The 19,352-nt window shown below is 56.8% G+C and carries 17 protein-coding genes; 7 read left to right on the top strand and 10 right to left on the bottom strand.

What is annotated here, in order from left to right:
• The first annotated feature begins 4 nt into the window (after positions 1–4).
• A complete protein-coding gene (locus V7730_RS03050; protein WP_335746117.1) occupies positions 5–2,278 on the top strand; it encodes an NADP-dependent malic enzyme in 2,274 nt (757 codons plus the stop codon).
• Between the two features lie 37 nt (positions 2,279–2,315).
• On the opposite strand, the gene V7730_RS03045 is transcribed toward V7730_RS03050, so the two are convergent.
• On the bottom strand, positions 2,316–2,438 hold the full coding sequence (locus tag V7730_RS03045; RefSeq protein ID WP_335746116.1) for a hypothetical protein: 123 nt from the start codon (positions 2,436–2,438) through the stop codon (positions 2,316–2,318).
• Between the two features lie 259 nt (positions 2,439–2,697).
• Between V7730_RS03045 and V7730_RS03040 the strand changes: the two genes are divergently transcribed.
• The gene (locus V7730_RS03040; protein ID WP_335746115.1) at positions 2,698–4,590 is read left to right on the top strand and encodes a propionyl-CoA synthetase; all 1,893 of its coding nucleotides are present in this window, start codon (positions 2,698–2,700) and stop codon (positions 4,588–4,590) included.
• Positions 4,591–4,670: 80 nt separating this feature from the next.
• Here the strand turns inward: V7730_RS03040 and V7730_RS03035 are convergent, their stop codons facing one another.
• Positions 4,671–4,871, bottom strand: a complete 201-nt coding sequence (locus tag V7730_RS03035) for a CsbD family protein (RefSeq protein ID WP_335746114.1) — start codon at positions 4,869–4,871, stop codon at positions 4,671–4,673.
• A 207-nt stretch (positions 4,872–5,078) separates the two neighbouring features.
• Complete coding sequence (locus tag V7730_RS03030) at positions 5,079–5,840, bottom strand: NAD kinase (RefSeq protein ID WP_335746113.1); 762 nt, start codon at positions 5,838–5,840, stop codon at positions 5,079–5,081.
• 216 nt (positions 5,841–6,056) lie between these two features.
• Between V7730_RS03030 and glyA the strand changes: the two genes are divergently transcribed.
• Complete coding sequence (glyA, locus tag V7730_RS03025; protein WP_335746112.1) at positions 6,057–7,346, top strand: serine hydroxymethyltransferase; 1,290 nt, start codon at positions 6,057–6,059, stop codon at positions 7,344–7,346.
• A 284-nt stretch (positions 7,347–7,630) separates the two neighbouring features.
• On the opposite strand, the gene V7730_RS03020 is transcribed toward glyA, so the two are convergent.
• From V7730_RS03020 to V7730_RS03000, 5 genes are all read right to left on the bottom strand, one after another.
• Positions 7,631–9,109 carry an aldehyde dehydrogenase gene (locus V7730_RS03020; RefSeq protein WP_335746111.1) on the bottom strand — a complete coding sequence of 493 codons (1,479 nt, stop codon included), beginning with the start codon at positions 9,107–9,109 and terminating at the stop codon, positions 7,631–7,633.
• A gap of 8 nt (positions 9,110–9,117) precedes the next feature.
• Complete coding sequence (locus V7730_RS03015; protein WP_335746110.1) at positions 9,118–10,152, bottom strand: LLM class flavin-dependent oxidoreductase; 1,035 nt, start codon at positions 10,150–10,152, stop codon at positions 9,118–9,120.
• Between the two features lie 100 nt (positions 10,153–10,252).
• A complete protein-coding gene (locus V7730_RS03010) occupies positions 10,253–11,128 on the bottom strand; it encodes a flavin reductase family protein (protein WP_335746109.1) in 876 nt (291 codons plus the stop codon).
• Positions 11,064–11,852, bottom strand: coding sequence for an alpha/beta fold hydrolase (locus V7730_RS03005; RefSeq protein ID WP_335746108.1), 789 nt, complete (start codon positions 11,850–11,852; stop codon positions 11,064–11,066). The genes V7730_RS03010 and V7730_RS03005 overlap by 65 nt, the downstream gene beginning before the upstream one ends.
• Entirely contained in the window at positions 11,824–12,423 is a 600-nt protein-coding gene (locus tag V7730_RS03000) for an amino acid synthesis family protein (protein WP_335746107.1), read from the bottom strand. The genes V7730_RS03005 and V7730_RS03000 overlap by 29 nt, the downstream gene beginning before the upstream one ends.
• Positions 12,424–12,533: 110 nt before the next feature.
• Here V7730_RS03000 and V7730_RS02995 point away from each other — a divergent pair, with 110 nt between their 5' ends.
• Together V7730_RS02995 and V7730_RS02990 are read left to right on the top strand one after the other, a co-directional pair.
• Positions 12,534–13,385: a LysR family transcriptional regulator gene (locus V7730_RS02995; protein WP_335746106.1), complete on the top strand. Its 852-nt coding sequence runs from the start codon at positions 12,534–12,536 to the stop codon at positions 13,383–13,385.
• A 353-nt stretch (positions 13,386–13,738) separates the two neighbouring features.
• Positions 13,739–14,134: a (R)-mandelonitrile lyase gene (locus V7730_RS02990; protein WP_335746105.1), complete on the top strand. Its 396-nt coding sequence runs from the start codon at positions 13,739–13,741 to the stop codon at positions 14,132–14,134.
• Here V7730_RS02990 and V7730_RS02985 read toward each other — a convergent pair.
• Entirely contained in the window at positions 14,131–14,505 is a 375-nt protein-coding gene (locus tag V7730_RS02985; protein ID WP_335746104.1) for a hypothetical protein, read from the bottom strand. The genes V7730_RS02990 and V7730_RS02985 overlap by 4 nt on opposite strands.
• Positions 14,506–14,560: 55 nt before the next feature.
• Here V7730_RS02985 and V7730_RS02980 point away from each other — a divergent pair, with 55 nt between their 5' ends.
• Both V7730_RS02980 and carB read left to right on the top strand, forming a co-directional pair.
• A complete protein-coding gene (locus V7730_RS02980) occupies positions 14,561–15,322 on the top strand; it encodes an alpha/beta fold hydrolase (RefSeq protein WP_335746103.1) in 762 nt (253 codons plus the stop codon).
• Between the two features lie 158 nt (positions 15,323–15,480).
• On the top strand, positions 15,481–18,813 hold the full coding sequence (gene carB, locus V7730_RS02975; RefSeq protein WP_335746102.1) for a carbamoyl-phosphate synthase large subunit: 3,333 nt from the start codon (positions 15,481–15,483) through the stop codon (positions 18,811–18,813).
• 98 nt (positions 18,814–18,911) lie between these two features.
• Here carB and V7730_RS02970 read toward each other — a convergent pair whose 3' ends face one another.
• Positions 18,912–19,193, bottom strand: coding sequence for a DUF6280 family protein (locus V7730_RS02970; protein WP_335746101.1), 282 nt, complete (start codon positions 19,191–19,193; stop codon positions 18,912–18,914).
• Positions 19,194–19,352: the final 159 nt, after the last annotated feature.

Below are 19,352 nucleotides of genomic sequence, written 5' to 3'. Positions count from 1 at the left end.
CCCCATGTCCGACAACAGCTCAACCCGTCAGGCCGCCCTTGACTATCACGCCTTTCCAAAGCCCGGAAAGCTTGAAGTTCGGGCGACCAAACCATTGGCCAACGGGCGCGATCTGGCCCGCGCCTACAGCCCCGGCGTGGCGGAAGCCTGCATCGAAATCCAAAAAGATCCCGCGACCGCTGCTCTCTATACCAGCCGTGCGAATCTGGTAGCGGTGGTCACCAACGGAACGGCGGTGCTGGGCTTGGGTAACATTGGGCCACTGGCCTCAAAACCGGTGATGGAGGGCAAGGCCGTCTTGTTCAAGAAGTTCGCCGGTATCGACTGCTTCGACATTGAGGTGAACCAGTCCGACCCGGAAAAACTGGCCGACATCGTTTGTGCACTGGAGCCGTCCTTTGGCGCGATCAACCTTGAAGACATCAAGGCGCCCGATTGCTTTACGGTTGAACGCATCTGCAACGAGCGGATGAACATCCCTGTGTTCCACGACGACCAGCACGGCACTGCCATCGTGGTGGGCGCTGCGGCAACCAACGCGCTGTTTGTGGCAGGCAAAAAGTTCGAAGACATCAAGATCGTCTCGACCGGTGGAGGTGCTGCTGGCATCGCCTGCCTGAACATGCTGCTGAAGCTGGGCGTAAAGCGTGAAAACGTCTGGCTGTGCGACATTCACGGGTTGGTCTACGAAGGCCGCACCGAGGATATGAACCCGATCAAGTCCGAATACGCGCAGAAAAGCGATCTGCGCACTTTGGACGATGTTATCGACGGGGCGGATATGTTCCTTGGGCTTTCCGGTCCGAATGTGCTGTCACCCGAAATGGTTAGCCGGATGACTGACGCGCCGATCATTTTCGCCCTCGCCAATCCCAACCCCGAGATCATGCCAGACGCCGCGCGCGCGGTCTCTCCCAATGCCATCATTGCCACGGGGCGTTCGGACTTTCCCAATCAGGTGAACAACGTCCTGTGCTTTCCGTTCATCTTCCGCGGTGCGCTGGATGTGGGCGCAACCACCATCAACGACGAGATGAAGATCGCCTGTATCGAAGGCATCGCAGCACTGGCACGCGCCACCACCTCGGCCGAGGCCGCCGCCGCTTATCAGGGCGAAAAGCTATCGTTTGGCGCGGAATATTTGATCCCCAAACCCTTTGACCCGCGCCTGATCGGCATCGTTTCCTCCGCTGTCGCACGTGCCGCGATGGAGACGGGTGTCGCCACCCGCCCCATCGCTGATCTGGAGGCTTACAAGGCCCACCTCGATGGCTCGGTCTTCAAATCTGCGTTGCTCATGCGTCCGGTGTTTCAGGCCGCGCGCGCTTCTCCGCGCCGCATCGTTTTTGCCGAGGGCGAGGACGAGCGTGTACTCCGCTGCGCCCAAGCAATGCTGGAGGAAACCACTGAACGCGCCATCCTCATCGGCCGCCCCGAGGTGATCGAGCGTCGGATGGAACGCGCAGGCCTTGCCCTCAAACTGGGTACCGATGTGGATGTGGTGAACCCCGAAAACGACCCACGCTACCGCGATTATTGGGAGACTTACCACAACCTACTCGCACGGCGCGGAGTCTCGCCCGATATTGCACGTGCAATCATGCGCACCAACACCACTGCCATCGGTGCGGTCATGGTGCACCGCGAAGAGGCTGACAGCCTGATCTGTGGTACCTTCGGGGAAACCCGCTGGCACCTCAATTATATCGATCAAGTGCTTGGCCGTGATGGTCGGCGCGCCCATGGCTCACTGTCGCTGATGATCCTTGAGGATGGCCCTCTGTTCATCGCGGATACGCAGGTCCACCAGCACCCGACGCCGGAACAGCTTGCCGAAATCGCTATTGGTGCCGCGCGCCATGTGCGCCGCTTTGGTCTGACCCCGAATGTTGCGATGTGTTCACAAAGCCAGTTCGGCAATCAGGGCGAAGGGTCAGGCAGCCGTCTGCGCCGCGCGATCCGCATTCTGGACGAGGGCAACCATGATTTCTGCTATGAGGGTGAGATGAATATCGACACAGCCCTTGATCCCGAACTGCGCGCGCGGTTGTTTCCGGACAACCGCATGAAAGGTCCGGCCAACGTGCTGGTCTTCGCCCATGCCGACGCCGCGTCAGGTGTGCGCAATATTCTGAAGATGAAAGGTGGCGGTCTGGAAGTCGGGCCAATCCTGATGGGAATGGGAAACCGCGCCCACGTGGTCTCCCCCTCAATCACTGCGCGGGGCCTGTTGAATATGGCCGCCATCGCAGGCACGCCGGTTGCCGAGTACGGTTAAAAGGAAAAAGGCGGGGGATTTGCCCCCGCCCGCCCGTCTACTTCTTGCGCTCCACCAGTGCCGTCAGGCTTGCCGCTTTTACAGCGGCTGTCTGGGCTGTGGTCACCGCTTTTACCCGGCGTTTGGCTTGTTTGTCTTTGTTGGCGCGCTTGTCGCCCATTGGGTTTGACCTTCTTGAGGTTGATGCAGACGTCATGTCTGCACCTACCCCTACTAGAGCTAAACCCTTGCCGAAAATCTGATCCGTTTTCGACAATCCTGCCGAAATCCGACAGGTCCGAAAAATACAAACAGCACACCATTTGCCAGGCGCCGGGTGTAAATTCATTTACACAAACCCGACCCGTCTTGCGTATTCTGCTTGCCGCCACGGCATCACAGCGCCTAACACTTTGCCAATCATCAGGGAAGGATACGCGATGGGATACGCCGAAGTTTATAAAGCAGCTGCTGACAATCCAGAGGCATTCTGGCTGGAGCAGGCACAGGCAATCGACTGGATCGAGGCCCCCACGCGCGCGCTGTTCGAGAAAGGGAATGACCTTTACGAATGGTACGCAGATGCCAAGGTAAACGGCTGTTACAACGCCGTGGACCGTCATGTTGAGAACGGTCGCGCTGATCAGGCTGCGATCATCTACGACAGCCCGATCACAGACACCAAAGAAACCATCACCTTCGCGCAACTGCAAACCCGCGTTGCGGCGCTGGCCGGGGCGCTAGTGGCCCAAGGCGTCACAAAGGGCGACCGCGTCATCATCTATATGCCGATGGTTCCAGAAGCGCTGGAAGCGATGCTGGCCTGCGCACGTATCGGGGCAGTGCATTCGGTCGTGTTCGGCGGGTTTGCCGCAAATGAGCTGGCCGTGCGGATCGACGATTGCACGCCCAAGGCGATCATTGCCGCTTCGTGCGGGTTGGAGCCGAACCGCATCGTTCAATACAAGCCTCTGCTCGACGGTGCCATTGAGCTGGCAGGTCACAAGCCCGATGCCTGCATCATCCTGCAACGCGAACAGGAAATCTGTGAGCTGATTGAAGGCCGTGATTTCGAATGGCACGCGGCGATTGCTCTTGGCACTCTTGCCGAGTGCGTCCCGGTTGAGGGCAACCATCCGGCCTATATCCTCTACACCTCAGGCACCACCGGCGCGCCCAAAGGTGTTGTGCGCCACACCGCAGGCCATCTGGTGGCGTTGAACTGGACGATGAAAAATATCTATAACGTCGATCCCGGTGACGTGTTCTGGGCCGCTTCAGATGTAGGCTGGGTCGTGGGCCACAGTTATATTACCTACGGGCCATTGATTCACGGCAACACAACTGTTGTGTTCGAGGGCAAGCCTGTTGGCACCCCCGATGCAGGCACCTTCTGGCGCGTTATTTCCGAGCATAACGTCCGTAGCTTCTTTACCGCCCCAACTGCGATCCGCGCCGTCAAACGCGAGGACCCAAAAGGGCTGGAGGTTGCGAAATACGACCTGTCTTGCCTGCGCGCGCTCTACCTTGCTGGTGAGCGGGCCGATCCCGACACAATCATCTGGGCGCAGAATGTATTGGGCAAGCCGGTCTATGACCACTGGTGGCAGACCGAAACAGGCTTCACCATTGTCGGCAACCCTGCAGGGCTTGATGCGATACCGGTCAAAATCGGCTCCCCTACGGTGCCCATGCCCGGCTATAACGTGCAAATTTTGGACGAAGCGGGCCATCCGATGCCAGCGGGCGAGCTTGGGGCGATTGCCATCAAGCTTCCCCTGCCCCCCGGTACTCTGCCCACGCTTTGGAACGCCGAGGACCGCTTCCGCAAAAGCTATCTGACCACCTTCCCCGGCTTTTATGAGACCGGCGATGCAGGAATGATCGATGAAGACGGGTATCTGTACATCATGGCGCGCACCGATGACGTGATCAACGTTGCAGGTCACCGTCTGTCTACTGGCGCCATGGAAGAAGTTCTTGCCGGCCACCCCGACGTAGCCGAATGTGCGGTGATCGGAGTAAGCGACCAGTTGAAAGGTCAGGCCCCCATGGGTTTTGTGTGCCTGACCAAGGGTGTGGATCGCGACCACGCAGACATCACGGCAGAATGCGTCAAGCGCATTCGGGACCAGATCGGTCCTGTCGCAGCGTTCAAGCTGGCGTTGGTTGTGGACCGTTTGCCCAAGACACGCTCGGGAAAGATTTTGCGGGCGACAATGGTAAAGATTGCGGACGGAGAAGACTTCAAACTTCCGGCGACAATCGACGATCCCGCCATCCTTGATGAGATCAAAGAAGCGCTTCAAACCATTGGCTTTGCAAAAGCCTGAAGCCAAAGCCGCCTATGGGCTTTGAGCACAAGAAAACGGCCCCACAATCGGGGCCGTTTTCTTTTAGCATGAGGCAGCTATTAGCTGACTTTTGCCGCAAAGGAATTCACCTGCTTCTCGGCTTCTTCCTTGGCAATACCGTATTTTGCCTGAATTTTGCCGACCAGCTGATCGCGGTCGCCTTCGGCTTCGGTGATCTCGTCATCGGTGAGGTCGCCCCACTCTTCCTTGATCTTGCCAGTCATCTGAGTCCAGTTACCTTTGATTGTATCCCAATTCATTGCTGATCTCCTTTTCCATTATCTCTTATGGCCCAGAGCACGTGATTGTGTACTGCGCCCTCTTCATTGAAATAACACCGTGACGGGATGTTCGTTCCGCTGGATCAAAAAAAGTTGGCTCACTTAAAAACGCGAATGCTTTAGCAATTCGGCTGAAGCCGAAAGATAAAGCCCCCCCGATTTCAGCCTGTTGCTTCGCCCCGAAGCTCAGGTGAACTGCTCAGAGATCAACCGCTCTTCCAAGCCGTGGCCGGGATCAAACAGGATTTTGTGGATGATGCTTGGCTCCGACCGGATTTCCACCCGCGCGACATCACGGTAGCTGGTGCCATCCGCATCTGCCATCACCGGCCGCTTTTCCGGCTCAAGCACATCAAAGCGGACCAGTGCGTTCTTGGGCAACAACGCCCCGCGCCAGCGACGCGGCCGGAATGCAGCCACAGCTGTCAGCGCCAACACATCCGCCCCGATCGGCAGGATCGGGCCGTGCGCTGAGTAATTATAGGCAGTCGATCCTGCAGGTGTCGCCAAAAGTGCCCCGTCACAAACCAGCGCCTGCATCCGCAGGCGGCCATCGACGGTGATCTGCAGCTTGGCCGCCTGCGGGCCCTGACGCAACAGCGCCACCTCATTGAGCGCGAGGGCGCGCGATTCCGTACCGTCCATGTGAGTGGCTTTCATCGACAGCGGATTAATCTCCGCCTCCTCCGCCACCGCAAGCCGCAACCGCAGATCGCTTTCAGCATAAGTATTCATCAAAAAACCGATGGTCCCGCGGTTCATGCCGTAGACTGGCGCAGGCAGAGACTGGGTCGCATGCAGGGTTTGCAGCATAAATCCGTCCCCGCCAAGCGCGACGATCACGTCGGCCTCTTCGGGCGGCACATCGCCATATCGACCGATCAGTACCGCGCGTGCGGTTTGTGCAACTGGCGCTCTGCTGGCCATAAAGGCTAATTTTTGGGGCATTGTGTTTCCGATCTGCGCCGCTTTCCCCGCAGAGAACCACAATATTCCGGTGCGCACCAGCACTGCCCGACTAAATGCACTGAAGCGGCTAAATGACAGATGCAGACCGCGCAAGACGCATCTATCTCAGCTTCAGTCGCTTTCACGTCTTCACCCCTGCATGCGTTTCCGATACGAAACAAGGCAACAGGACCCCACGCTCAAGGAGCCAATCACATGTCATCCAACACAACCGAATTTTTCACCCGTTCGCTGGCCGATACCGACCCTGCCATCGCTGACGCGACAGCAAAAGAACTCAACCGACAGCGCAGCGAGATCGAGCTGATTGCTTCCGAGAACATCGTCTCCGCTGCCGTGATGGAAGCGCAAGGCGGGGTGATGACCAACAAATACGCCGAAGGCTATCCAGGCCGCCGCTATTACGGTGGCTGCGAATACGTCGATATCGCCGAGCAACTGGCGATCGACCGCGCCTGCGAACTGTTCGGCTGTAGCTTTGCGAACGTGCAGCCAAACTCCGGCTCCCAAGCGAACCAAGGTGTTTTCCAAGCACTGCTCCAGCCCGGCGATACCATCCTAGGCATGTCGCTGGACGCAGGCGGCCACCTGACCCACGGCGCAAAACCGAACCAGTCTGGCAAATGGTTCAACGCGATCCAGTACGGTGTGCGCAAAGAGGACAACTTGCTCGATTATGAGCAGGTACAGGCACTCGCCACCGAGCATCAGCCGAAAATGATCATCGCAGGCGGCTCTGCCATTCCCCGCCAGATCGATTTCAAACGCATGCGCGAGATCGCTGACAGCGTTGGCGCCTATCTGCACGTCGACATGGCCCACTTTGCGGGTCTGGTTGCAGCCGGAGAGCACCCCTCCCCATTCCCGCACGCCCACGTCGCGACCACCACCACCCACAAAACCCTGCGCGGCCCACGCGGCGGCATGATCGTCACAAACGACGAGGCATTGGCCAAGAAGTTTAACTCCGCCATATTCCCCGGCATTCAGGGCGGCCCGCTGATGCACGTCATCGCAGCCAAGGCCGTGGCATTTGGTGAAGCGCTTCAGCCGGATTTCAAAACCTACATCAAGCAGGTCATCAAGAACGCCCAAGCGCTGTCTGACCAGCTGATCAAAGGCGGCCTTGATACCGTGACCCACGGCACCGACACCCATGTTGTGCTGGTTGACCTGCGCCCCAAAGGCGTGACGGGTAATATCGTGGACAAGGCATTGGGCCGCGCCCACATCACCTGCAACAAAAACGGCGTGCCGTTTGACCCTGAAAAGCCAACGGTCACCTCCGGCATCCGCCTCGGCTCCCCCGCCGGTACCACGCGCGGCTTTGGCGAGGACGAATTCCGCCAGATCGCCGACTGGATCATCGAAGTCGTCGACGGCCTTGCCGCCAACGGCGAAGAGGGCAACGCCGCTGTTGAAGTCAAGGTCAAAGCCGAAGTCGAAGCCATGTGCGCTCGCTTCCCGATCTATCCCAACCTCTGAGCGAAGCAGCAACCCCGCCACAAAACAACAAAGGCTCCGACAGAAATGTTCGGGGCCTTTTGTTTTCTTTTGGGCAGCCAAAAGCTGCTAAGCTGACTTTGGCAACCGCGTGACCAATAGCAGCTTTCGTAGAGCTAGACATGCAGCGAAAAACACAATGGGCGGCAAATGCCTGGGGTGAGCTTGAGCCGAAAAATCTATCTGCGATGTCGCAACGTGGTTTGAAGTCAATTTTTCAAACACTTTGCACCGCCGAAAATATAGCGTGCTCCTGCCAGCTGTTTTCAACGCATGACAAAAGGATTTGCCATTGGGCTGTTAGACGTATCGATCCAAGTGGTTTTCGTGCGTGTATAGTCATGGATCGCATCGACCCCAGCCTCACGCCCGTAACCTGACTGATTGTAGCCGCCAAACGGAGCAATGGGAGAAATTGCACGGTAGGTATTCACCCAGCAAATGCCCGCATGCAGCCGCGCTGATACGCGGTGGGCGCGCGCAAGGTTTTGCGTAAAGACACCTGAGCCCAGTCCAAAGGGCGTGTCGTTGGCAATTGCAATGGCCTCTTCTTCAGTGTCAAAGGCTATCAACGACATCACGGGGCCAAACATCTCAACCTTCAGTGTATCGGTATCCGCGCCTGCGCATTCAACTAGGGTCGGGGCCATATAGTTGCCAGCCTGAGCAAGTGGCGCACCACCAAAGTGAATTTTCGCGCCCTGAGTTCTTGCTATGGCCAGTGTCGTCTCGATCTTATTGATCTGCGCCGCCGTGCAAACGGGGCCGAGGTGGGACTGGCCGTCCATTGGGTCGCCCACATTGATGTGCGCGGCTTTCTCAGTGATTTTCGCTATTAGCGCATCTAGGATCGGGCGATGAATTAACCCGCGCGACCCTGCAACGCAGCTTTGCCCTGACGCCCCAAAATTGCCTGCGATCAGGCCATTGGCGGCACCTTCCAAATCGGCATCATCAAAGACGAGAATCGGAGACTTCCCACCCAACTCAAGCGAAGTGACGGCGAAGTTTTCGGCGGAGTTTCTCACGACGTGCCGCGCGGCTTCTGGCCCGCCGGTAAATGCGATCCTGTCGACATCGGGGTGCAGTGTCAGCGGGATTGCGCAGCTTTGAGCGTCGCCAGTGATGATCGAAACCACGCCTGCAGGAAAACCTGCCTGATCAATCAATTTGGCAAACGCGAGCATCGGGGTAGGTGCGACCTCTGATGCCTTCAAAACAACCGTGCAGCCGGCGGCAAGCGCCGGCCCTATCTTGGTTGCCGCCAGAAACATCTGCGCGTTCCAAGGCACAATCGCCACCACAACACCAATGGGTTCGCGGCGGGTGAATACATGCATATCGGGTTTATCAATCGGCAGCACAGCGCCTTCGATCTTGTCAGCGAGGCCTGCATAGTAACGGTAATAGTCCCCAACATAGGCTGTTTGTCTCGATGTTTCGGCCAGTAATTTACCACTGTCTGTTGTTTCCAGACGGCCCAGTTCTTGCGCGTTTTCCTCAATAAGTTCCGCCAAACGATAGAGCAACTTTCCCCGCTTCGTCTGTGTCATGTCACGCCATGCGGGATTATTCAGTGCCCGCCGTGCACCCACAATTGCCCGATCTACATCGGCAGGTGCAGCACATGCGAATGTTGCCCAATCTTCACCCGTCGCTGGGTTTTGGCTGGCCATCGTTTGGCCTGCGGCCCCTTCAGTCCACGCACCATCGATATACATCTGAAAATGTGGAAGTTGTGTCATGGTGGTCCTCATGTAAAAGCGGGCATTACGTCATCAATGAACCGCGAGAGCGAAGCGCGTTTGCGCTCTGAACTCATGCCGCTATCGATCCAGAATGCATATTCATCGTAGCCTAAATCTTCATAGCGCCTAATTTGATCGATCACTTCCTGCTTGGTCCCAATGGTCAAATCACGCAGCATATTCTCGGGCGACATCATGGTGTTCTCTGCCATTTCTGCCTCGGTCAAAGCTTCAATCAACCCTTGACTGACTGGGCGCTTGTTTTGAAACCAAGCTCCAAAGTAGCAGTAAAAATCCGACAGCTCTTTGGCAGCAATCGCAACATCATCTGCGTTCGCACCTACATATGTGTGATGCAGCAACATGATCTTTGGGCGCGGGCCACTATAAGCAGCACAGGCGTCGTTAAATTTTGCCATTAAGTTTTCTATCTCCCCGATCCCCTGCCACAGCGGTGTCACCTGAATGTTGAAACCATGATCAACACCAAAAGAATGACTATTGGCATCTCGTGCCGCAATCCAGATTGGTGGGCCGTCTGGTTGCACCAGTTTGGGCACGGATGTCGTGGCCGGAAATTGATAGTAGTGCCCCTCATGCGCACAATCGCCAGCCCAAATCTGCCGCAACAAAGGTGCGCTTTCGCGCATCCGTTGGCCCGCGTTCCACGCGTCCATGCCAGGCTGAAGCCGTTCGTATTCATAGGAATAAGCGCCCCGCGCGATCCCCAACTCGATGCGTCCGTCAGTTATCAGATCGGCTGCTGCCGCTTCGCCTGCCAGCGCAATCGGATGCCAAAACGGCGCAATTACCGTGCCAGTGCCTAGCCGCAGGTTTTTGGTGTGATAGCTCAAGTCGACGAGGCTGATGAACGGGTTCGGCGCGATAGTGAAATCCATCCCATGATGTTCCCCCGTCCAAATCGCCCGCATGCCACCTTCGTCAGCTATCTTTGCCAGCGCAATCAAATCGCTGCGCAAGACGCGTTGATCTTGATCGGGGCGGGTCCGTTCCATATGTGCAAAAAGCGAGAAATCCATGGCTACATCCTTGTCGTCGCATTGTGGATTGCACCGTCGTCGGTGTTTCCTAGGTAAAGGGCGAAATTGCGGGTCTGCTGCTCAAGGGCGAAACGGGTCATCATCCGGGCGATAGGGGCGCTGGCAAAGCTCTGATTGGCAAGGTCCGCGATTGGCACAGCAACGATCCCGGCAGTGGGGTCTCAATATGACCTGTCGCCAAAAAATAGGTGTGATGCGCACGCGGCTTGACGCTTTCAAAAACCGAATAGGCTTGACCAGGTTCGGCCACGATCCCTTTACTCACGAGGGTCTCGCGCAGGTCGTTGATCAACCGCCCCCGCTCTGAATGGGTGCAATGTGATGGTTGCAATCCGTCCACCGTTTGAACCATCAGGACAGTGTCCCCATCTTCAACAATGGCCCCACAAATCGCCGTGCCACTTGTCTCGTCAAAGGCGGCACGCTCCAATCCAAGGCTAAAATACTTCCCGTTAACATAGCCAAGCCCTGACCCGTCGACATGTGTAAATCCTTCGATCCTGCCAATCAAAATGCAGTGGTCACCCGCGGAAATAATCTGTTCCGTGGTGAACGAAAATTGCACGATAGCGCCATCGATCAATGGCACGCCATGGGCATCAAGATGATGCGGCACCTGTGCAAAACGATTCCCTTTCGAGCTCGCGAATGTGTTGGAAATCGCCTCCTGCCCCTCGGACAGAATATTGACGGCAAAATGCGTGCAATTGGCAAAGGTCTCGTAACTCGACAAGAATTTCCCTGGACACAAGAGCAATAACGGCGGTTCAAGTGACACTGACGAAAATGAATTTGCAGTGAACCCAACTGGGGCGCCGTCGCCGCGAACAGCCGTCACGACAGTTACGACCGTCAGAAAACCACCAAATGCATTGCGTAGGGCGCGTGGATTATTTTTCGTCAATTTGCGTATCCTGAATGAACTTTTCCAAAATTGCGGTAACCTCTGTGGCATGGGTCATCGGCAACATATGCGCTGCCCCCTTCAAAACGGCGGCCCTACCAAATGGGGTCGATTCCGCCATCCGCCTAGACATTTGCGGGGTTGAATTTGGCTCGTCTTCGCCCGTTAAAAATAATGCGGGACATTGCAGGTTTCTGAGCGCCTTGTCCGATGGACCATCTTCAGCAGCAAACACGTGGTAGGCGTCGCGGTAGCCCGCTGGATCGACCTCACTGAGCCATTCTTGACAGGCACTCCGAGCGCCTGACGGCTCTGCACCAAACCAGCGGATAAGCGTCGCGTTTGGATCGGCAGTTATCTTGCCATCCAAACTTGCGGCACGCGCCAAGACGGCATCCTTTGCGGCCACATCTCTCTGAAAAATGCCATTCAGGGCGGCGACCCCAAGCACGAGATCTGAATACCTACTTGCCATATCCAAAGCGATCATCGCGCCAAAGGAGTGACCGATCACCACCACAGGCTCGGTCAGGGTCATCACAATAGCGTCGGTGAAATCGGCCATTTGCGGATTGCTAGCCAAACGAGAACTTTCTCCATGTCCAGGCATGTCCACCGCCATAACACGACACGTGCGCGCCAAGATTTCCAATTGCCCGCCCCACGCCTCAGCCCGTAAGCCGACTCCGTGAACAAGCAAGACCTTTGGGCCAGACCCACCCGTAATCGCGGCAAGCCTCCCGAACTTAGACCGCGGCTGGATTGTCCAAGTCATGACCCAAATCCTTCAAATCCTGGTATCGGTCGCCAATACGGTGATGTGGACGGCCACCTGTTGCGGCACCCAGCACAACAACGATTTCGTCGTCACGGGGCGCGTCAGGGATCGCGAATTGTATCGTGAGATAGTGAGAACGGCGGCCAGCGTCATTTTTATCCATCAACGGCACCATGATCGGCGCATTCGCCCCGCCACGTGTGTTTGTGAATGCAAGATAGGACTTCGCGCCCACGGCTTCACGGTAGTGATTGCCAAAGCGCAGCGTGTGGATCAGCCCCGAAGCATGTTCAATTTCGCCATTTAGCCCGACAACAGCAGCTTTGCCGTAAGCCTCAATCGCGTCACCTGAGCCTGCAAGTTTGATCATGCGCTCGGTCATCATTTCACCTAGAACAGGGCCGAAGGCATGGATTTCAGGCTTTAGATCCTCAACAAACCGACCGGCCCATGGGTTATGCACAACGGCGGCAACAGCAAACAATCGCCAAGGGTGCTTGGCCGGGCGAAACCCCTCGATAAGAACTTCCTCATCGTAGGTTACAATTTTTCGTATCTCTGGATGCATGCCGATGTCTCCCTGCAGTGTTAACGCAAAGTATCGAACGCGGGAGCATAATTTGACTAATAAATGATTATGATGCTTAGGTATTAGTATTACTAATGGGTAACTTGATCATGGTAAAAGCTTTACCTCCGCTCGCGTGGTTTCGCGCATTCGAGGCCGCCGCGCGGCAACTAAGCTTTACCGCTGCGGCGGCAGAAATCGGCATGACGCAATCAGCAGTCAGCCAACATGTCAGATCGCTGGAGACATCACTCGGTGTCGCTTTGTTTATCCGTCACGCACGCGGGCTCTCCTTAACGGATGACGGACGCAAATTATTGCCCCAAGTCGGTTCCGCACTTGAGACGCTGACCGCCGCCGCCCGCGCGTTTGAGACCGTACCGACTGAAAACGTGTTGACCATCGCCTCTTCGGTAAGCGTGGCGCAATGGATCATCTCACCGTATCTTTCTGAATTCACCAACAGTCACCCGAAGATACGATTGCGCTTTCTCAGCACTATTTGGCCAGACGATTTTCACACCGTCAGAGCTGACATCGAAATCCCGTTTGGATCACAAAAACAAGTTGGGCGCGACGCGGTTATGTTGGAGCCTAACGGTCTGATTGCCTTGAAATCGCCGACCCTTAAAGGCACCCTCGCAACCCTGCCATTGATTGAATCCGTCGGCACCTCTGACGGCTGGAAAGCATGGGGCGAGGTTGCGGGCGAAAATCCAAAACCCGAGATATTTGTAGATACCTACGGCGCGGCCCTAAACCTTGCAGTGCACGGAAACGGTGTCGCCCTTGTAAGCAAAGTATTGGCCCGGCATGCTATGCAAATGGGGCAACTAGTGCTGGCTCATGCAGCGGTCGTCCCATGTAAAGAAGGCTATTACTTGCGAGTTAATGAAGCTAACTCTACAGCAAAACAGTTCCGAGACTGGCTGCTTGGAAAAATCAGCATCAGTATCGAGTGAAAGCACTTAAAGCACCCCCTATGGATGACTGTCGCCCAAAGAGTCAATTTGCCTGTCCATCATCTTCGAAGCTGACATATTATCCAACTTCCCGCCGTGCAGATGGGCCTGTTGGACGGAAAGGTTAAGTATAAACATGCTGCGAATTGCACCTTGGGCCAGCTAAAGGCCTGCTTTGGGTTGATTTTTATTGGTTGCTTTGTAGGCTTCGCGATACCCGACATTCGCTGTAAGGTAGGAAATCAGCAAATTGGGCTCAAAGCTGACTTGTGCTGCACTGCGCATCACCCTTCCTATATACTGCCAACCAATGCACTATCACCACCACACACCCAACAAGACGAGGCCCACCCATGATCATCCATCCCGCAGGTTCCCGCCCCTCTGGCAAAGGCCCAGCCGAGTATTTCACCGGTACCGTGCGCATGGACCCGCTGATCACCGCACCTGACCCTGCGCGCCTGCGCGGCCTTACCGTCACGTTTGAGCCTGGCGCGCGCACGGCGTGGCACACGCATCCGCTAGGTCAGACGCTAATTGTGACGGCCGGCCTTGGGCTGGTCCAACGCGAGGGTGGTCCGATTGAGCAAATTCGCCCCGGTGACACCGTTTTCTTCGAGCCGAACGAGAAACACTGGCACGGCGCCGCCGCGGACGTCGCCATGACCCACATCGCGCTTCAGGAAGAACTGGATGGTTCCGCTGTGACGTGGATGGAACATGTCACCGATGCGCAATACGCAGGCTAGACGTAACCGCGCCACCAGAGCCAGATGACAAACAGCACCGCCACCACAATGATGTTGGCGACGATGGCACCTGCTAAACTCAGGATGCGGGCCTTACGCCTCTCGCCCACATCAACCGCCTCAAGGTGCGCGCGCACGACTTCATAGGCGCGCTCAATCGCTTCGGCATCCAATTGCCGCGCTGTCTTGGGGTTATGGGCCTGCATCTCTGCCCGCATCAACTCTGCCCCGCGTTTTCGTACCGCACGCGGCAGTTGCCTTCCCGCGCGGCGAAAGCTTTGGCGCAGATCACGCCCGCGCACATCCAGCTTTTGCTGCATTAGTCCGCGCAGCTTGCGCGACTTTGCGGCCATATCGTTATTCGTGATCATGAAATACTGTGTAAGCTGCTGGCCTTGGTGCTGCAATGGCGCTACGCCTTGGGATATGTTGAGCTTTACCGAACACGGGGACAACTTCCCCGATACGCCGCCTCTTGTGATCGCCCACGGACTTTATGGATCGGGGCGCAACTGGGGTGTGATCGCCAAACGCTTGTCTGATACGCGCCGCGTCATCACCCCTGACATGCGCAACCACGGCAACAGCCCGCGCGAGACTACGCAGAGTTATGAAGACATGGCAGGCGACCTTGCCGAACTGATCGAGCATATCGGCGGACCTGTTGACCTGTGCGGCCATTCCATGGGCGGCAAAGCGGCCATGGTGATGGCCCTGCGACATCCGCACCTGCTGCGCCGCCTCATCGTGGCCGATATCGCGCCAGTTCCATACGGCCACAGCCAATCCCACCAGATCGCCGCCATGCGAGCCGTTGATCTGAGTAGAGTGGCCCGCCGCTCCGAAGCGGCAGAGCAATTGGCCGCGCTAGGGGTGGAACCCGCGCTGCAAAGCTTCTTCACGCAGTCGCTGGACATCGCGGAAAAGCGTTGGCGGCTGAACCTTGATGTGCTTGAGGCAGAGATGGACAAAATCATCGGCTTTCCGGAGGTTTCCGGCAGCTTTGGCAACCCCGCACTGTTCCTGACCGGCGCTGACAGCGAATATGTCCGTCACGAACACCGCGAATTGATCAAGCGGCTGTTTCCTGCTGCGCGCTTTGCCAAACTACCAAACGCCGGTCACTGGCTGCATGCCGACCGGCCACGCGCGTTTGAAGCGGCTGTGCGAACATATCTGGACGCCTGAGCAAACAACCCCAATTCCGTCGAGATTCACTACCTAAAATAACGGAGAAATTTTGCCGCCGCCGTTCGTCTGCAAAACTGGGTATGATTCCGCCTTGCACCCGCTGTCCCCATGCCTATAACCCACAACAATTTGCACATTATAGGGGGTCCGGAACCATGCCAAAGAGAACCGACATCAAGTCGATCATGATCATTGGCGCAGGACCTATTGTCATCGGACAAGCCTGCGAGTTCGACTATTCGGGCGCACAGGCCTGTAAGGCCCTCAAAGAGGAAGGCTACCGCGTCATCCTCGTCAACTCCAATCCAGCCACCATCATGACCGATCCGGGCCTCGCCGATGCGACATACATCGAGCCGATCACCCCTGAGATCGTCGCCAAGATCATCGAGAAAGAACGCCCTGACGCCCTGCTGCCCACCATGGGCGGCCAGACAGGTCTGAACACCTCTCTCGCCCTTGAAGAGATGGGAATCCTTGAAAAATTCGGCGTCGAAATGATTGGCGCCAAGCGCGAAGCCATCGAGATGGCAGAAGACCGCAAGCTGTTTCGCGAAGCCATGGACCGCTTGGGCATCGAAAACCCCAAGGCGACCATTTGCACAGCGCCGAAAGGCGCAAACGGCAAGAAAGACCTCGCCGCGGGTGTTGCCATCGCGCTCGAAAGCCTCGAAGAAATCGGCCTGCCCGCCATCATTCGCCCCGCCTTCACCATGGGCGGCACAGGCGGCGGCGTGGCATACAATCGCGAAGACTATGAATTCTTCTGCCGCTCCGGCATGGACGCCTCGCCGATGGGACAGATTCTAATTGATGAGTCGCTGCTGGGCTGGAAAGAGTTCGAAATGGAAGTTGTGCGCGATACCGCCGACAACGCCATTATTGTCTGTAGCATCGAAAACGTGGACCCGATGGGCGTGCACACGGGCGATTCCATCACTGTGGCTCCTGCCCTCACGCTGACGGACAAAGAATACCAGATCATGCGCAACCACTCGATTGCAGTGCTGCGCGAAATCGGCGTGGAAACGGGCGGCTCGAACGTGCAATGGGCCGTGAACCCAGCCGATGGCCGCATGGTTGTGATTGAAATGAACCCGCGCGTTTCACGCTCTTCCGCGTTGGCGTCCAAAGCAACCGGTTTCCCGATTGCCAAAATTGCTGCGAAGCTGGCTGTTGGCTTCACGCTGGACGAACTCGACAATGACATCACTGGCGTGACTCCTGCCTCCTTTGAGCCGACAATCGACTATATCGTCACCAAAATCCCAAAGTTCGCCTTCGAGAAATTCCCGGGCGCCGAACCCTATCTGACGACCGCTATGAAATCCGTCGGCGAAGCCATGTCCATCGGCCGCACCATCCACGAGAGCCTGCAAAAAGCACTGGCGTCGATGGAATCAGGCCTTACCGGCTTTGACGAGGTCGTCATCCCCGGCGCGCCGGACAAAGCGGCCATAACCAAAGCAATCTCCAAAACCACTCCAGATCGCATGCGCACCATCGCCCAAGCAATGCGCCACGGCATGTCTGATGAAGACATCCATGCCACGACCATGTTCGATCCATGGTTCCTTGCCCGCATCCGCGAGATTATCGAGGCCGAGGAGATTGTGAAAACCGACGGCCTGCCCACCGACGAGACAGGCATGCGCCAGCTCAAGATGATGGGCTTCACCGACGCCCGCTTGGCCAAACTTACCAGCCAGACCGAAAAGCAAATCCGCGCCGCGCGTCTGTCTTTGGGCGTCAAGGCCGTGTTCAAGCGGATCGACACCTGCGCCGCCGAGTTTGAGGCGCAGACGCCCTACATGTACTCCACCTACGAATCCCCCATGATGGGCGATGCCGAGTGTGAGGCACGTCCATCGGATCGCAAAAAGGTTGTCATCCTTGGTGGCGGCCCGAACCGGATCGGCCAAGGGATCGAGTTTGACTATTGCTGCTGTCACGCTTGCTATGCCCTGACGGATGCGGGCTATGAGACGATCATGGTTAACTGCAACCCCGAGACTGTCTCGACCGACTATGACACCTCGGACCGTCTGTATTTCGAGCCGCTGACATTTGAACATGTGATGGAAATCCTCCGCGTCGAGCAAGAGAACGGCACGTTGCATGGCGTTATCGTCCAGTTTGGTGGCCAGACTCCGCTGAAAATCGCCCAAGCGCTGCAAGACGAAGGCATCCCGATCCTTGGCACCACGCCCGACATGATCGACCTTGCCGAAGACCGCGAACGCTTTGCCGATCTGGTCCGGTCACTGGGTCTGAAGCAGCCACACAACGGCATCGCCCACTCCGACGAAGAAGCCTTTGAAATCGCCAAGGTCATCGGCTTCCCGCTTGTGATCCGCCCGTCCTACGTGCTGGGTGGCCGTGCGATGGAGATCGTGCGCGATCAAGCCAATCTTGAGCGCTACATCTCCGAAGCTGTTGTCGTCTCGGGTGACAGCCCCGTGCTGCTGGACAGCTACCTGTCTGGCGCGGTTGAACTGGACGTAGACGCGATCAGCGACGGCAAAGACGTGCACGTTGCAGGCATCATGCAGCACATCGAAGAGGCCGGTGTCCACTCCGGTGACAGCGCTTGCTCACTGCCGCCCTACTCACTTTCCAAAGAGCTGATTGCCGAAGTCGAGGTCCAGACCAAAGCCCTTGCAAAAGCGCTGAACGTTGTGGGCCTGATGAACATCCAGTTCGCGATCAAGGACGGCGAAATCTACCTGATCGAAGTCAATCCGCGCGCCTCCCGCACGGTGCCTTTCGTCGCCAAAGCTACGGACAGCGCCATCGCCTCGATCGCCGCGCGCATCATGGCGGGTGAGCCTTTGTCCAACTTCCCGCTGCGCGCACCTTATGACGCCTCAGCGGCTTATGAAGATGTCCTGCCCTTGGGCGATCCCATGACGCTTGCCGATCCCAACATGCCTTGGTTCTCGGTCAAAGAGGCCGTATTGCCCTTTGCCCGTTTCCCCGGTGTTGATACTATCCTTGGGCCTGAAATGCGCTCTACCGGCGAAGTTATGGGCTGGGACCGCGACTTCCCCCGCGCGTTCCTCAAGGCGCAAATGGGCGCGGGCACAATGTTGCCGCGCAGCGGCACGGCCTTCTTGTCGATCAAGGATGACGACAAAACCGCCGATGTCCTGACCGCCGCCCGCATCCTGATTGAGCAATCCTTCAAGATCACCGCCACGCGCGGCACCGCCGCATGGCTGTCAAAGCATGACATACCATGTGAGATCGTGAACAAAGTCTACGAAGGGCGCCCTGACATCACCGATATGATGAAGGACGAGCAAATTCATCTTGTGATGAACACAACCGAGGGCACGCAAGCCGTCGAGGACAGCAAGAGCATTCGCTCCATCGCCCTATTTGATAAGATCCCCTACTACACGACCGCCGCGGGCGCGTATGCCGCCGCTCTTGCCATCAAAGCGCAGGCGGAAGATGAAATCGGTGTAAAATCTCTGCAGGGATAACCGCGACTTCCAAATAGAAATCCCCGCAGCAGGTGCGGGAATTTCCTTGGAGGGGCAGCACAGTTGGTCTCTTGTTTGTTAAGATCGAAGGTGTTCGGTCATGCGGTTTTGAAAGCTCGCCCGCGCGTGAGAGCCGTTGAAGTTTTCTCGTCTTTCTTAACGAACCCTTTCAGCCCTTCGATGCAACGTTCACTCGGGTTGATGCCAGCGCAGCTCAACACCGTCTGACCATCACGGGACGCGGCCCAACGCGCAATACTCTCAGCACCGTTGCCACGCTTCTGCTCATCCAAAATTGCATCGCCCAAAACCGCCAGGACAACAGCAGCAAATAGCTTTCGGTGTGGTTCACCGCTATTATTGAGGCTCGTATTTGTCATCTGCTTCTCCTTTTGCGGGTGCTAATATGTGAGTGCGCCCTCAAGAGGCACGACGACAACCTCAAGTAGAATAACGGCGATGTCTGGCAAAGGATCAGTGTTCTTTTTGGCTACATCTGGGTTATTATGGGGCACCACCCGATTTTTTTTGGGCTGGAG

The sequence above is a fragment of the Sulfitobacter sp. genome (genome assembly GCF_036961165.1).
In the GTDB taxonomy this organism is placed as follows: Bacteria; Pseudomonadota; Alphaproteobacteria; order Rhodobacterales; family Rhodobacteraceae; genus Sulfitobacter.
The sequence above is the reverse complement of the archived record's forward strand: the minus strand, read 5'-3'. Positions and strand labels throughout refer to the sequence as shown.